The organism is Streptomyces sp. AC627_RSS907, assembly GCF_019049165.1.
This window is the reverse complement of sequence record NZ_JAGMUE010000797.1, coordinates 1-758: the sequence shown is the minus strand read 5'-3', so window position 1 is coordinate 758 and position 758 is coordinate 1. Positions and strand designations below refer to the sequence as shown.

Sequence of the window (758 nt, the reverse complement as noted above, 5' to 3'; positions counted from 1 at the left end):
GGTGCCTGGTGCACGTCGAGGGCCACGGCCGCGAGGAGCACATCCGCCCGGGCGCCGACCTCTCGCGCACCGTCGGCTGGTTCACCAGCCTCTACCCGGTCCTGCTGGACGCCCCCGTCACCGGCCCCGTCGGCGAGGCGGTGCGCCGCGTACGCGAGGCGACGGCCGCCATCCCCGACAGCGGCATCGGCTACGGGCTGCTGCGCCACCTCGACCCCGAGGGACGGGCCGCGCTCCGCGAGGCCCCCACGCCCCGGATCGCCTTCAACTACCTGGGCCGCTTCGCCGCCGCGTCCGACGACCGGCCCTGGTCGGCGGCGCCCGAGGCCGGCGTGCTCGGCGGCGCCATCGACGGCGCCCTGGCGATGGCCCACCCGCTGGAGCTGAACGCCGTCACCCGGGAGACCCCGGGCGGACCCGCCCTGCACACCCGGCTGACCTGGGCGCCCAGCTCGCTGACCGAGGCCGAGGTGACCGAACTCGGCGCGCTGTGGCTCGCCGCCCTGACCCGCCTGGCCCACGGCGACCCGGCCGACCAGAGGGGCCCGAACGACCCAGCCGGCCCAGCCGATCCGGCCGACCCAGCCGATCCGGCCGACCAGCACCCGCACGACAGCGCCGAGCCACCGCGGCCCGCGAGCGCGCGGCCGGCGCCGGCCGAGCCGCGGCCGGCGCCCGCACCCGAGCGCGGGCCCGCCGGGCCGCCGCTCTCCCCGCTCAGCCCAGAACAGAGCGCCCTGCTCCAAGCACGATGGAGG

General features: G+C 78.9%; 1 protein-coding gene. It reads left to right on the top strand.

Annotation, left to right across the window (positions count from 1 at the left end):
* On the top strand, nucleotides 1–758 hold a 758-nt coding region (locus tag KUM32_RS38695), incomplete at both ends, for a condensation domain-containing protein (RefSeq protein ID WP_254406720.1).